At 29.0% G+C, this 13,047-nt stretch carries 15 protein-coding genes; 10 read left to right on the top strand and 5 right to left on the bottom strand.

All coding sequences use genetic code 11. The features are described 5' to 3' along the window. Window positions 1-100 precede the first annotated feature (100 nt). Complete coding sequence (locus ACY2RW_RS06650) at window positions 101-976, bottom strand: alpha/beta fold hydrolase (RefSeq protein WP_490121925.1); 876 nt, start codon at window positions 974-976, stop codon at window positions 101-103. Between the two features lie 268 nt (window positions 977-1,244). Here ACY2RW_RS06650 and priA point away from each other — a divergent pair, with 268 nt between their 5' ends. Next, window positions 1,245-3,692 carry a replication restart helicase PriA gene (priA, locus tag ACY2RW_RS06645; RefSeq protein ID WP_490121924.1) on the top strand — a complete coding sequence of 816 codons (2,448 nt, stop codon included), beginning with the start codon at window positions 1,245-1,247 and terminating at the stop codon, window positions 3,690-3,692. A gap of 121 nt (window positions 3,693-3,813) precedes the next feature. On the opposite strand, the gene ACY2RW_RS06640 is transcribed toward priA, so the two are convergent. Next, window positions 3,814-4,752, bottom strand: a complete 939-nt coding sequence (locus ACY2RW_RS06640) for a putative phage abortive infection protein (protein ID WP_490121923.1) — start codon at window positions 4,750-4,752, stop codon at window positions 3,814-3,816. A gap of 152 nt (window positions 4,753-4,904) precedes the next feature. Here ACY2RW_RS06640 and ACY2RW_RS06635 point away from each other — a divergent pair, with 152 nt between their 5' ends. The 3 genes from ACY2RW_RS06635 to ACY2RW_RS06625 all read left to right on the top strand — a co-directional run bounded on the left by ACY2RW_RS06635 (window position 4,905) and on the right by ACY2RW_RS06625 (window position 7,516). Further along, the gene (locus ACY2RW_RS06635) at window positions 4,905-5,465 is read left to right on the top strand and encodes an RNA polymerase sigma factor (protein ID WP_490121922.1); all 561 of its coding nucleotides are present in this window, start codon (window positions 4,905-4,907) and stop codon (window positions 5,463-5,465) included. Next, window positions 5,452-6,294, top strand: a complete 843-nt coding sequence (locus ACY2RW_RS06630; protein WP_490121921.1) for a hypothetical protein — start codon at window positions 5,452-5,454, stop codon at window positions 6,292-6,294. Before ACY2RW_RS06635 ends, ACY2RW_RS06630 begins: the two co-directional genes overlap by 14 nt. Before the next feature lie 112 nt (window positions 6,295-6,406). Beyond that, entirely contained in the window at window positions 6,407-7,516 is a 1,110-nt protein-coding gene (locus ACY2RW_RS06625; RefSeq protein WP_490121920.1) for a hypothetical protein, read from the top strand. A 189-nt stretch (window positions 7,517-7,705) separates the two neighbouring features. Here ACY2RW_RS06625 and ACY2RW_RS06620 read toward each other — a convergent pair whose 3' ends face one another. Then, entirely contained in the window at window positions 7,706-8,608 is a 903-nt protein-coding gene (locus ACY2RW_RS06620; protein ID WP_490121919.1) for a sterol desaturase family protein, read from the bottom strand. A gap of 114 nt (window positions 8,609-8,722) precedes the next feature. Here ACY2RW_RS06620 and rpsF point away from each other — a divergent pair, with 114 nt between their 5' ends. The 4 genes from rpsF (at window position 8,723) to ACY2RW_RS06600 (ending at window position 10,380) form a co-directional block, all read left to right on the top strand. Then, complete coding sequence (rpsF, locus tag ACY2RW_RS06615; RefSeq protein WP_490121918.1) at window positions 8,723-9,064, top strand: 30S ribosomal protein S6; 342 nt, start codon at window positions 8,723-8,725, stop codon at window positions 9,062-9,064. A gap of 3 nt (window positions 9,065-9,067) precedes the next feature. Then, window positions 9,068-9,364, top strand: a complete 297-nt coding sequence (gene rpsR, locus ACY2RW_RS06610) for a 30S ribosomal protein S18 (RefSeq protein WP_490121917.1) — start codon at window positions 9,068-9,070, stop codon at window positions 9,362-9,364. 16 nt (window positions 9,365-9,380) lie between these two features. Further along, window positions 9,381-9,827, top strand: coding sequence for a 50S ribosomal protein L9 (gene rplI / locus ACY2RW_RS06605; protein ID WP_490121916.1), 447 nt, complete (start codon window positions 9,381-9,383; stop codon window positions 9,825-9,827). A gap of 85 nt (window positions 9,828-9,912) precedes the next feature. Beyond that, a complete protein-coding gene (locus ACY2RW_RS06600) occupies window positions 9,913-10,380 on the top strand; it encodes a DUF6495 family protein (protein ID WP_490121915.1) in 468 nt (155 codons plus the stop codon). A gap of 33 nt (window positions 10,381-10,413) precedes the next feature. Here the strand turns inward: ACY2RW_RS06600 and ACY2RW_RS06595 are convergent, their stop codons facing one another. Beyond that, window positions 10,414-11,103 (bottom strand): SIR2 family NAD-dependent protein deacylase, encoded by a 690-nt coding sequence (locus tag ACY2RW_RS06595; protein WP_490121914.1) that lies wholly within the window; start codon window positions 11,101-11,103, stop codon window positions 10,414-10,416. Between the two features lie 34 nt (window positions 11,104-11,137). Here ACY2RW_RS06595 and ACY2RW_RS06590 point away from each other — a divergent pair, with 34 nt between their 5' ends. Together ACY2RW_RS06590 and ACY2RW_RS06585 are read left to right on the top strand one after the other, a co-directional pair. Next, on the top strand, window positions 11,138-11,812 hold the full coding sequence (locus tag ACY2RW_RS06590; RefSeq protein ID WP_490121913.1) for a TrmH family RNA methyltransferase: 675 nt from the start codon (window positions 11,138-11,140) through the stop codon (window positions 11,810-11,812). Further along, the gene (locus tag ACY2RW_RS06585) at window positions 11,809-12,402 is read left to right on the top strand and encodes a YdeI/OmpD-associated family protein (protein ID WP_490121912.1); all 594 of its coding nucleotides are present in this window, start codon (window positions 11,809-11,811) and stop codon (window positions 12,400-12,402) included. Before ACY2RW_RS06590 ends, ACY2RW_RS06585 begins: the two co-directional genes overlap by 4 nt. A 196-nt stretch (window positions 12,403-12,598) precedes the next feature. Here ACY2RW_RS06585 and ACY2RW_RS06580 read toward each other — a convergent pair whose 3' ends face one another. Further along, entirely contained in the window at window positions 12,599-12,967 is a 369-nt protein-coding gene (locus ACY2RW_RS06580) for a DUF4258 domain-containing protein (RefSeq protein ID WP_490121911.1), read from the bottom strand. Between the last annotated feature and the right edge of the window lie 80 nt (window positions 12,968-13,047).

The raw sequence follows: 13,047 nt of genomic DNA, 5'->3' as shown, positions 1-13,047 counted from the left end.
GTTAATTTTTTGACTTTTCAGACAGCCTCTTTTTATTAAAACTTACTTTTATCTATTGCTATAAAGCTGATATTTCCAGTAAATTTCATCATAATTAATTTTACTCCAAAACCAACTGACTCCATTCATCAGGATTTTCTAACATTAGAAAATGCCCACAATTTTCCATCCAAATTAATTTGTTATTGGGTATTTCTTCAGAAAGTAAAATTGCAATTTTTGGGATAGCAATTGGGTCGTTTTTAGCCCAGATTATTTTTGTAGCAATTTGTGTTTCTTTTAAAGCACCAATCCATCTGTGCCAAAAATAATAACGTTCGTTTATATAGTTTGTGAGTTTATGAATTACTTTTCGCCCATTATTATGTTCTAAAAGTGTCCATATTTCTTTTAATTCTTTATTTGTGGCTTTTGTTTTATCAAAATAAATATTACGCATATTTTTCCTAAAAATAGAGTAGTTAGTTAAACTTGCTATAAATTTTCCAGTAAATTTATTCTTTAATAATTTTTGAATCATTCGCAATTTCGACAATTCGATATGCATAGAACCATTGCATAAAATTAGTTTATCTATTTGTAAGTCAATTTGTTGCTTATTATGTCTTGCTAAAATTTCTGTAGCAACACTTGTACCATAGTCGTGAGCTAATAAAGTAACCTTTGTCAACCCTAATTGTTTCCAGAGTTGTAAAGCAACGTCTGCTTGTTCAATTAAAGAATAAGAATAATCTAAAGGTTTATCAGAAAGTCCAAAACCTAAATGATCGTGAATTATTACGCGATATTTCTTTGAAAGTTGGGGCAAAACCTTGTAATAATCATAAGAAGAAGTTGGGTAGCCATGGAGAATTACAAGTGTTTCTTGACCTCTTGACTGCTCTCCAGGAGACAAAGTAAGAGAATCAATAACAAATAGTTTTCTTTTAAAAACAGTTATAAATTTACCTTTATTTTTCCAATCTTCAGAAGTCATATTTGTTTATAAATTTATGATTACAATGTAGTGATTTTTATGTAGCTTTGGTTCTTAAGTGTCATTCCGAACGAAGAATGAGAAGAAATCTTTAATTTTTGAAAATTTATTAGATTTCTACTATGGTTAAAATGACATTGAAACATAATAATTATTGAGAATGTCAGTTCGACTGATTCCGATTTTTTGTCGGAATTCTTTCAAAAACTTTTTAAAAGTTGTACTTCTCGATACAATTTTTCTCATTTCAATCGAAAAATCACTCGAAGTGACAGCACACTTTATAGACGTTATATTGCCAATTCCTATCCAAAGAACATTTACATACTCTGTAACTGAAGATGAAGCAAATTTTCTAAAAAAAGGAATGCGTGTAGCAGTTTCTTTTGGTAAAACCAAAATGTATACAGGATTGGTGTTTAACATTCATCAAAACGCACCAACCTTGTATGAAGCCAAAGACATTCATCAAATTTTAGATGAGAAGCCTTTGGTAAATGAACTACAATTGCAACACTGGCAATGGATTGCAAATTATTATATGTGCTCTTTAGGTGATGTATATAGAGCTTCTTTGCCATCTGCATTTTTATTAGAAAGCGAAACGATTATTTATAAAAATGAAGCTTTTTCTAACGAATCTATTTTAGAAGATGATGAATTTCTCATTTTTGAAGCTTTACAACATCAATCACAATTAACCATACACCAAGTAGTAGATATTTTAGGAAAGAAAAAAGTAATGCCTATTGTAAATGAGTTGATTAAAAAATCGGCCATTTATATCAAAGAAGAAATTTACGAAACCTACAAACCAAAATTGGTAAAATATGTTCGCTTGCATGCTGATTATGCTTCTGATGATGCTTTAAACTCTTTGTTAGAAAAACTTTCTAGGGCAAAAAAACAAAGAGATGCAGTTTTAACGTTCTTTCAATTATCAACTTCTAAAAAACCAATAAAAGCAAAAGATTTAGAAGCGAAAGCTAATGTTTCATCCACTATTTTAAAATCGTTAGTAGATAAAAATATTTTTGAGTTTTACGAAATTCAAACAGATAGAATTAATTTTAAAGGAGATATTAACGATTTAAAACAACTAAATGAATTTCAGGAAGTTTCTTTAAAAGAAATTAAAGAAACTTTTACAAAAAAAGACGTAACTCTCTTGCATGGAATAACAAGTTCTGGTAAAACAGAAGTGTATACAAAGTTGATTCAAGAAGTTTTAGACGCTGGCAAACAAGTGTTGTTTTTATTACCAGAAATAGCATTAACTACGCAAATTATAACGCGTTTGCAATTTTATTTTGGAGACCAGATATCTGTCTTTCACTCAAAATACTCCATGAATGAAAGAGTAGAGGTTTGGAATAATGTATTAGAAAACAAAACAAAAGCACAAATTATTTTAGGAGCTAGATCATCCGTATTTTTACCTTTTTCAAATTTAGGTTTAATTGTGGTTGATGAAGAACACGAAACATCTTACAAACAATTTGAACCTTCACCAAGATACAATGCAAGAGATGCAGCAATTGTTTTATCTAAATTACATAATGCTAAAATATTGTTAGGTTCTGCAACTCCGTCTTTAGAAAGTTATTTTAATGCTTCACAAAAAAAATATGGTTTTGTTGAGTTAAATAGACGTTTTGGAAATGTACAACTACCAAAAATTGAGTTGATTGATGTAAAAGAAAAGCACAGAAAAAAAGAAATGAAAGGGCATTTTTCGGACAGAATGCTCAAACTAATTCAAGAAGCATTAGACGAAAAAGAGCAAGTTATTTTATTTCAAAACAGACGTGGATATTCTCCAGTAGTCGAATGTAAAACTTGTGGTGTTGCTCCTCAATGCCCAAATTGTGATGTTACATTAACGTTTCATAAATTTAGACACGAGTTAAAGTGCCATTATTGTAATTATCAAAGAGCAATGCCAAATTCATGCTCAGCTTGTGGAAGCAATACCCTAGATACCAAAGGTTTTGGAACCGAACAAATAGAGTTAGAATTAAAAGAATTATTTCCCGATTTTAAAATTGGAAGAATGGATTTAGATACTACTCGTGGAAAATTCGGTTATCAAAAAATAATTGGTGCTTTTGAAGCTAGAGAAATAGATATTTTGGTAGGAACTCAAATGCTTTCTAAAGGGTTAGATTTTGACAATGTTTCTTTAGTCGGAATTTTAAATGCAGATGCTATGTTAAATTTCCCAGACTTTAGAGCACATGAAAGAGCCTATCAAATGATGGTGCAGGTTTCTGGAAGAGCTGGAAGAAGCAAAAAACAAGGAAATGTGGCAATACAAACCTATAATCCTTATCATCAAATATTGCAGCAAGTTTCAACAACAAATTACGTAGCAATGTATAAAGAGCAATTGCAAGAACGTTGGCAATATAAATATCCTCCTTATTATAGGTTGATAAAAATAACCTTAAAACACAGAGATTTTAACAAAGTGGATAGTGGCATCAATTGGCTATTTAAAGCCTTGTACAACTCTTTTGGAGAACATGTTTTAGGACCAACAGCTCCTGCAGTTGCTAGGATTCGTAATCAATATATTAAGAATTTAGTGATTAAAATTCCGCCAAAACAGAGTTTAGCCAATACAAAAAATCAGGTTTCAAAGATTAAAAATACGTTTGAGGCTGTTAAAGATTTTAGACCAATAAGATTTATTATTGATGTGGATGCTTATTAAAAGCCCATCTTAATCTTCCCAAAGGGAAGAAACACTGTTGTGTTTATATTATCTCTTCTTTTCTATTTTACCTCTTGTTTTTTATACAGTTTGTCATTCTGAAAGAATCTATTATAACTTATTAATTATCATTTTTAAATGCAGAACAATTATAAGATTTTTTATGTTCAAAATTAAAAATTAATGATTCATCAATATTTTTAAAAAGAGTGTATTTTTCTACTAATGACTTGAATTTTTTATTTCCATTTTCGTGTAAACAGTTATAGAATAAAAGGATTTGTTCAAAACTTGATAATTGCGCTCTAATAATAGAAATATATTGTTTTTTATTTTTTATTTTTGATTTATCTACAAGCTTTACGATGTGATAAAGAGTCCTAAAATAGTGGCCTAAATCAGATTTTCTTTCATAATAGACATTCTCATATGAGTTTATTGCATCTTTTATTGATACAGATTCTAATTCAACCCAATTTTTTAATTTTTTTAAGAAATAAATATTGCTCCTAACTTCTGAATCAAATCTTTTAAAACAATCTCTTCCTGATATTGTTTTGTTATGGTCGTCAAGGACATCCAGAGAATTAACAGAATCTCGCAATAAATTTAACATTTGAAAAAATGTATTTTCAAATTTTTGAACTCTTAAAGTTTCATTTTGTAACTTCATTTCAACTTTCTGCCCAGCTAATTCTAACCTAGTATATTTAACTTCTAATTGGCTATACATAATTTCTAATTGTTGATTTAATAATTGTTGTTTTTGCCCAAGAAAAGCTATATATATAAAAAACAAACCAGCTAAAGACCAAATAGAGGCAACAGAACCAGATAAAAAATCTCCTAATAAGTTTAGTTCAAATTTATCTCCATAAGTCATTCTTACAAAATAAATTGATGAAATAATAGTAATAATTACTCCAAAAAATACAAATCCCCAAGCCCAGTTTGAGTAAGTTTTAATTTTAGAATCTAATTTTGATAAATTAATTTCGATTTTACTCTGTCTTTCTTCAATTCTGTTTTTTGAATCTTTAATTTCTTTTTCAATATCCATAGTTTCGATTTCCAATAAATATACCAACTTAAAACCAACATACAATAACAAAAAACTAAAAAAGTTTGTAAAAACTTTTTTCTTCCAAGCAACCTTTTTAAAACTTTGGTAGTCTATATATTTGTAAGGCAATAAAAAACGAATTAAGAGGCTTGAAAATTATCAAATTGCATAACCCACAAAAATCGCTTATTAAGAAAGCGATAGACAACAATAGAGAAGCGCAACAACAATTGTTTGAGCAGCATTCGCCTAAAATGTTGGGAGTTTGCAGGCAGTATGTAAAAGATTTACATCATGCAGAAGATTTACTATTACAAGGCTTTTTAAAAGTTTTTACCAACTTACACAAGTTCAAACACGAAGGTAGTTTTGAAGGTTGGATTCGCAGAATTATGGTAAATACATGCATTTCTTACCTCCGTAAAAAAAATGTAATAGATCTATCTGATGAAGACTATGTTTTTAATGATGCTGCTACAGAAAGTTTAGAAAATACATCTGTAGAAGACATTCAAAAACTAATAGATACATTACCAGAAGGTTACAAAATGGTGTTTAATTTATTCGCCATAGAAGGATATAAGCATTCAGAAATTGCAGAGCAATTAAATATTTCTGAAAGTACATCAAAATCGCAATTATTTAAAGCACGTAAATTATTGCAACAAAATTATTACAAAATGAATAAAACCGTAAATGAAAACAAATAGTATAGATAAAAATATAAAAGAAAAGTTCCAGAACAGAACTTTTAAGCCATCAAATTCTGCTTGGGAGCGTTTGTCTAATCAATTAGACAACCATCCACAAGAAAAGAAAAAAGGCTGGTTTTTTTATATAGGAGTAGCAGCAACTATTTTGTTATTGGTTTCTATAGGAATTCAGATTTTTTCTGATAAAGAAAACACATTTAAACCAAAAGAAATTATTGTTAAAACACCTATAATAGATACCAATACAATTGATGAGAAAATTGATAAAATGTTTAAAGAGGTTCCTGTAGAAGAAGCAATTGTAAAAAATGATAAAATAAAACAGAGGCAAGAGCACATTAAAAATACAAAGAAGAATGTTGTTGCAAATACAGTAAAGCAGTCTGTTTCGAATAATAAAATTACTTCTTCTGAAATTCTTTATAATGACAAAAAAGGTTTTGCGCAAGTAGATGCAAAAGAGATACATAAAGTAGAGAATTCAAACGCCATTTTGAATGAAGTTGATAAGCCCCAAAAAATAAAAATTTTAAAACAAGACCCAAATAGTAGAATTAAAATAAATAGTGATGATTTGTTATTCGCGGTAACACACTCATCAAAAGAAGTTAAAGAATATTATGCAAAGTATAATGTAAGTAGAGAAGATGTTTTAAAAACGATTAAAAGTGAGCTCAAAAAATCGAATATTAAAATTAATCCAGATACTATTTTAGCAGAAGTAGAACGTACTATAGATGATGATGATTTTCAGAACAATTTTATGAAATCTTTAAAATCAAAAATATCAACATTAGCAACTGCCATTGCAAGTAGAAACGATTAAATCAATTATTAAGAGCAGAGAAAAGTATTTTTTTAGTAAAAAAAAACAGATTATCTCATCTCTATATCCACGTAAATAACCCATTAAAAACAAATTTAAAAACCAAAATAAAATGAAAAGAATACTACTAATACTAGTGTTGTTTAGCACAACTATTGCCTTATCTCAGCAAAAAACTTTTGAGAAAGAAGTCAAAAAAATATCAAAAAAGATAGAACAGATTACCAAATCTCAGAAAGATTCTTTAAAAATGAAAGTAGTTGCTATAGATAAGCGTTTAGAAAAAGGAGAAATTAGCAATACTACAGCAGATGTTCTTAAAAAAGAAGTTGCTTCTTATCACGCAAGAAGAATAGAAAAATTGGTAGGAGAACAAGAACTTTTATTACAACAACTGGTGCAAAACAAAGCCAATGGTAAAATTGCTAGTTCAGATGATGTTATAAATTCTGATGATGATGATGAAAACATTTTTACTATTGGTAATAAAGTTTTTAGGTTAAATATAAAAGATAGTGATGATAAAGAAAGAGATGATAGAAGAAAAAAAAGATGGCGTAAAAAGAACAAAATACAAAGAGCTACAACTACTCAATTTGTTTTTGCTATGGGAGTTAACAATGTTTTAAATGATGATCAATTAAATTCTTTAGAAAATTCTGAATACCAATTGTGGCGTTCTCGTTTTTACGAATTAGGATGGACTTGGAAAACTCGTTTTTCTAAAAGACCCTCTCATTTATATCTAAAATATGGTGCTTCTTTTTTGTGGAACAATTTGCGATTAGAAGGCAACAAAATTCATGTTAACAATGGAAATACTACAGAGATACAAACATTTAATAATCAATTGTCAGAAAGTAGATTACGTCACGTGCAAATGACTTTTCCTGTACATTTAGAATGGGATTTTTCTAGAAATAAAATTTATGATGATGGTACTGTAAGAGATAGAACAAATAGATCTGTTCGTTTTGGAGTTGGAGGTTTTATAGGTTTTAAATTAGGCACAAGACAATATTTAGAATACAAAGATGCAAATGGTGTAAACGTGAAAGAGGTACAATTTAATAATTTTAATATGAATACTGTAAACTATGGTTTGAGTGCTTATTTAGGATACAGAGATACTAGTCTTTACGTAAAATATGATTTAAATCCATTATTTGAAAACACTCAAACTAGAAATATTTCTATAGGTGTTCGATTAGATTTAAATTAATAAACAAACCATATTTAACCTTTATTAAGAAAATAAATTTGAATTATTTTTTTAGAGGCTGTCTGAAAAGTGTTATAATTTGTCATTTCGACTGTAATGGAGAAATCTTATTTATTCAAAATTAATTACATAGATTTTTCGACAAAGCCTGTCTTGAGCGAAGACAAAAGTCTCAAAATGACAGCTAAATTAACTTTTCAGACAGCCTTTTTTATTTTCTTCCCAATCCTTTCGTAAGTCTTTAGATAAAACTCCAGTATTATCATGTTTCCATCCTGGAGGCTTTAGTAAATATTTTAATTTATTTCTGAAGGATGTTTTCGAAGAAAAAAAATCGCTTAGCATTGTATACCATTCTAAAAAAGCAATTTTTAATGGGTTATAAGTTTCTATATTTTTTACCAAACCATATTTTGGTTTTTCTACTTCTAGCTCAAAACTGCCAAAAAGTTTATCCCAAATAATTAATATCCCAGCAAAATTTCTATCTAAATACTGTGGGTTTGTAGCATGATGTACTCTATGATGGCTTGGTGTATTAAAAACAGCTTCAAACCATTTTGGCATTTTATCAATCATTTCTGTATGAATCCAATATTGATAAATTAAACTTACAGACATTTGGACTAAAAGCATAACTGGATGAAAACCAATTAAAATAATTGGAATCCAAAAAATAAAAGTATAAAAACCCCCAGTCCAGGTTTGTCTTAAAGCAGTACTTAAATTGTATTTTTTTGAAGAATGATGTACAACATGACTCGCCCAAAACAACCTGCTTACATGGCCAATTCTATGTGCCCAATAATAAGCTAAATCTTCAGCAAATAAAATCAAAACCCAAGCCCACCAAGTAAAAGGAATGGTAAAAAAACGATATTCGTATATCAATAAAAACAATGCTAAAATTATTCCTTTTGTAAAAAGGCTAATAGCAACATTGCCTAAACCCATTAAAATAGAGGTACCTGCATCTTTAAATTCATAATCCTCTAACTTTACTTTTACAGTTAATATAACTTCTATAAGTACAGTTATAACAAAAAAAGGAATTGCATAATGAATTAAATTTGGGAATTCAGGAATTTGCATATCAGTAAATTATGGTGTTTTTAAAAAATAAATTTTTAAGCAAAAAAGATGTCTTTAAATAAGAAAAAGTTACTATATTTGCAGCCTTAAAAATAAACAATAAATATTTAATTTATGAATCATTACGAAACTGTTTTCATTTTGAATCCCGTTTTATCTGATACTCAGATAAAGGAGACAGTACAAAAGTTCGAAGATTATTTAGTTTCTAAAGGAGCTGAAATGATCTCTAAAGAGGACTGGGGCTTAAAAAAATTAGCATACCCAATCCAAAAGAAAAAAAGTGGTTTTTATCACTTATTAGAGTACAAAGTAGCTGGAGAAGAAATTGCTGCATTTGAGTTAGAGTTTAGAAGAGATGATAGCGTTATGCGTTACCTTTCTGTTAGATTAGACAAACATGCTGCAGCTTGGGCTAGAGTAAGAAGTGAACGTGTTAAATCTTCAAAAAAATAAAAAATGGCATCAATAGAACAACAAGCAAAAGGTGGTAAATCTGCTGACGTTAGATATTTAACGCCATTAGATATAGACACTAAAAAAGAATCAAAATACTGTAGATTTAAGAAAAAAGGTATCAAATATATCGATTATAAAGATGCAGACTTCTTAATGTATTTAGTAAACGAACAAGGTAAAATTTTACCAAGACGTTTAACAGGAACATCATTAAAATATCAACGTAAAGTTGCACAAGCAATTAAAAGAGCGCGTCATTTAGCGTTAATGCCTTACGTTGGAGATTTGTTAAAATAATTAAAGAAGTAGAGACATGGAATTGATATTAAGACAAGACGTAGAAAATTTAGGATTTAAAGATGACGTTGTATCTGTAAAAAACGGTTATGGTAGAAACTTTTTAATTCCTTCTGGGCAAGCAGTTTTAGCTACTTCATCTGCAAAGAAAGTATTAGCAGAGAATTTAAAACAACGTGCTTACAAAGAAGCTAAATTAATTGAAGATGCAAATGCAACTGCAGAAACAATTAAAGGATATGAAATTAAAATTACATCTAAAACTGGTTCTGGAGACAAATTATTTGGCTCTGTAAATAACATAGATTTAGCTGCAGCACTTGCAAAAGCAGGTACAGAAATTGACAAGAAATTTATAAAAGTTGTTGGTGGTTCTGTAAAAAGATTAGGTAAATACGAAGCATCTGTAAGATTACACAGAGCAGTAGTTGCTGATATTACTTTTGAAGTTGTTGCAGAATAAGGAATAAACTTTTAAGTATTAAAAAATAAAAGCTCGTTAGAAATAACGAGCTTTTTTACTTCCAACTTCATACTTCCAACTCCAAATGAAATATAGACAATTAACCAAAGAACAATTCGAAAGTCTACATGAAGAATTTGCACGTTTTTTAGCAACGCAAAGTATTGATGTAAAAGAATGGAATACCATTAAAAAAGAAAAACCAACTATTGCAGAAGAAGAAATGAATGTTTTTTCTGATGTTGTTTGGGATGATGTGCTCACAAAAACGAATTATATAGAGCATTTTTCAGAAACTTCTGCAAATTTATTTAAGTGCGATGAAAACGAAATTCATAGAATTGCCATTAAAATTAATTGGGATATTAATTTACTAGAACAAAAAGGTTTTGACTGGTTAATGAAAAACCCTATGGATAATTCTGTAGATATTTTTAAAGGAACCAAACCTTATCATACAGAAAGAAACATAGAAATTTTCGATTTAATAGAAAAAGGAAGCTCTATTTCTAAAGGAGAAATTTTTGAGTATTTTAATCAGTTAATTTCTTAACTTATTTTGTCATTTAGCGCAGTCGAGAAATCTTTAAAATCTACCTTGTAGAAGTTTGATTAATCTATCAGTACCAGAACTTGCAACATCTTTAATAATCGTTAAATTATTAAAATCGTTTTTAGTAACAGATGGCTTTGGGTCTATAAAATAAATTGGTGTATTAGTTTTTATATAGTTTACTAAACTTGCAGCAGGATAGACTTGCATAGAAGTGCCAATAATTACTAAAATATCTGCTGTAGCTGTAATTTGTATGGCTTTATCTAGCATTGGAACCATTTCTCCAAACCAAACTATGTGTGGTCTTAATTGGTTGCCTTTTGGACAAACATCACCTAAAACCAAATCTTTATTCCAGTCTAAAATGTAGTTTTCATCAAATGTACTTCTAACTTTTAAAAGCTCTCCATGCAAATGAATAATGTTTTTACTTCCTGCACGTTCGTGTAAATCATCTACATTTTGAGTGATGATTTCTACATCAAATTCGTTTTCTAAAGCAGCTAAATTAAAATGTGCTTTGTTTGGAGTAACTTCTAATAATTGCTTTCTACGTTGATTGTAAAAATCGAAAACTAAATTCGGATTTGCAGCAAAACCTTCTGGAGAAGCCACTTCCATAACATTATGTCCTTCCCACAAACCATTTGCATCTCTAAATGTTTTGATACCACTTTCTGCAGAAATTCCTGCGCCTGTTAAAACCACTATTTTTTTCATTAAAAGCTAAAATAATAATTTTATGTTTGTAAATATGATTGATAAAAAGCTTTTAGCATATTTTGAAGGATATTTAACAGACAAAAGAAAAAACCTTTTTAAAAAGGTATTAGAAGATAGAACTAGACATTTTGCTGTTGTTTTAGAAGATATTTATCAACCTCATAATGCAAGTGCAGTTGTAAGAACTGCAGATATTTTTGGGGTACAAGATGTGCATGCAATTGAAAACAAGTACACAAACAAGGTTTCTAAGCATGTTGCAAAAGGTTCTCAAAAATGGATTACACAAAAACGTTATAAATCTGATGGAGATAATACCAAGATCTGTTTAGATAATTTACGAGAAAAAGGATATCAAATTATTGCAACAACACCTCATAACGATTCTTGTTTACTACAAGATTTTGATGTAACTAAAAAATCTGCTTTTGTGTTTGGAGTAGAAGCAGAGGGAGTTTCTGATTATGTGATGGAAAATGCAGACGGATTTTTAAAAATACCAATGGTTGGTTTTACAGAGAGTTTAAATATTTCTGTGGCTGCTGCAATTATTTTACAAAATGTAACTACAAAGCTCAGGAATTCTAATGTTAACTGGCAATTATCAAAAGAAGAAAAAGAAATTTTGTATTTTGATTGGGTAAAGAAAACCATTAAAAATGTTGGTAAAATTGAACAGTATTACTATCAAAATTTAAACTCATGAATCCAAAAGTAACCGATTACATTTCTGTAAACTCAAAATGGGAAAAAGAACTTGAAATAATTAGAAACGTTTTATTAGAACTTAACCTGGAGGAAGATATAAAATGGGGAATTCCAGCTTATATTTATAAGAAAAAGAACATTTTAGGGTTATCTGCTTTTAAAAATTATTGTGGAATTTGGTTTCATCATGGGTGTTTTTTAAAAGACGAAGCAAATATTTTAATCAATGCGCAAGAAGATAAAACCAAAGGAATGCGTCAAATGCGATTTACAGTTGATGCTGAAATTGATGCAAACATAATTAAGCAATATGTTTTAGAAGCGATGGCAAATTCTGAAGCAGGCTTAGAAATTAAACTCAAAAGAAATACAAAACCTGTTGTTGTTCCAGAAGAATTAAAAGTAGTTTTAGATAAAGATGAAAAATTAAAATATATGTTTAATGACTTTACAAAATCTAAACAAAGAGAGTTTTGTGAGTATATATCATTAGCAAAAAGAGCAGCTACCAAACAATCTAGATTAGAAAAAATTATTCCAATGATTTTGAATAAAGTTGGTTTGAATGATAAGTATCGGAATTGTTAGTTTTTGTTATTTTAACGAAAAATGATTAAGAATCTCATTTACCTTTTAAGATTTCTCAATCGCTCATTCTTCACTCATTTCGAAATGACATTCAGTTTATTTTATCTTGCCTAAGAATTGAAGAATCTTATACAGTATTGGTTGGAAGATTTTTCAATCGTTCATTCTTCATTCATTTCCAAATAACATTGGAGGATTAATCAACAATAATTTTATCAATAGTAGCAGTAGAATCACACCTTATTACATACAAATTCACGTTTGCTAACTCTTTTTTTCCTGTAATATAGTATTCTGCACAGGGTTTTTGCCTTGGTTTTCCTTTGCCAAAATCAACATCACCATTGTAAAGAATAGTTGCTATTTTAAGAGTATCAATATTGTGCTTTTCCATTGCATTTTTAGCTTCATCAGAAAATAATCGTTTTCTAATTCTTATGGTTTTTAGTGTTCTTGCATCCATACCATAATCGAAAGTAGCTTGTTTCTTTTGCCAGAAAAAATAGACACCAATAGAACCTATTGATAAACCCACTAAATAATATCCTATTCTTTTAATTAACATGGTAGATTTTTGAACTGCAAATTTAATATTTTAAAAGCAAGTTATTCGAAATTATTAGAGAAATAGTTCTCGACTGCGCT

The organism is Polaribacter sp. 2305UL8-11 (assembly GCF_058147165.1).
The sequence above is the reverse complement of the archived record's forward strand: the minus strand, read 5'-3'. Positions and strand labels throughout refer to the sequence as shown.